Below are 914 nucleotides of genomic sequence, written 5' to 3'. Positions count from 1 at the left end.
AGAAAATTAACTATCATTTTCGCCATCAAGCTGCTTCCTCATAGCATTTTAGCTCTATTGGACCTATGCTTTTTACAACAGGGCATGAAAGCATAGCCACTAGATACTTCCACTCCAACACATAAATTGGAAGGACACCTTCAAACTCTAGACGGACAAAACTAATGTTCTTGTCAAACTTCTGATAATACATCTGACACTCATTATGTTCATGTCTGATGATCTTTACTATCTTTTGATCCTTGGAAGTAAACACGTAAGCGGTGCCATCCTCTGGATCTTCGCCCAAAGAGCGTATCACTCCACAAAGCTTGTCATAACCTCCACGCATATCCTGAGAGTTGGGAATATACTTATATTTTACGGCACCATTTAAGCTAAACATAAGGCTTGAAGTTTAGAGATAAAACTTTGAAGACCAGAATAGCTCAAATTATGATGCTCTATCTTCATACCATTGCTAAGCCCAAGATTGACATACTTGATGACAACGGCATCCTCGGTCGGAGCTGGAGATAAACCGGCTGAAGGATTACCCGGCTTGGATGGTATTGGAACTGCACTGGTTGAATCTGGCGCACCTGCAACAACACACTCCACAACATTTGGAGCCTGGAACTTCTTCTTGTACCACTTTTCAAATACATGATAAGGAACTCCATTGGATTCGAAAAATTGATTTACCGAAATGCCTGATGGTACCGCCTCCGCGTTATAGCGTTGCCACAGGCTCTCAAGATCTTTACTACTTATTGCCATACTTATAACATTTAATGTTTAACATGGCGCAAAGGTAGCACTTATTGTTCAAACCGCCAAAATAGGGGTTGGATGCTTACGGACCTTTACGGAAAATCGTTCTTCCAGCAATGTCTGTATGATTTCCTTTTGGGTCAAACCATATAACGAGATTT

The 914-nt window shown here is 40.9% G+C and carries 2 protein-coding genes; both read right to left on the bottom strand.

Going from position 1 to position 914, the window contains the following annotated elements; all coding sequences use genetic code 11:
* Nucleotides 1-25: 25 nt before the first annotated feature.
* The gene (gene tnpB / locus D4A39_RS18355) at nucleotides 26-331 is read right to left on the bottom strand and encodes an IS66 family insertion sequence element accessory protein TnpB (protein WP_368731518.1); all 306 of its coding nucleotides are present in this window, start codon (nucleotides 329-331) and stop codon (nucleotides 26-28) included.
* Between the two features lie 41 nt (nucleotides 332-372).
* Nucleotides 373-759 carry a hypothetical protein gene (locus tag D4A39_RS17695; protein ID WP_147393942.1) on the bottom strand — a complete coding sequence of 129 codons (387 nt, stop codon included), beginning with the start codon at nucleotides 757-759 and terminating at the stop codon, nucleotides 373-375.
* Between the last annotated feature and the right edge of the window lie 155 nt (nucleotides 760-914).

The organism is Alcanivorax profundi, from assembly GCF_003597125.1.
Lineage (GTDB): Bacteria > Pseudomonadota > Gammaproteobacteria > Pseudomonadales > Alcanivoracaceae > Alcanivorax > Alcanivorax profundi.
Note: the sequence above shows the minus strand (reverse complement) of the source record. Positions and strands in the feature narration are given on the sequence as shown.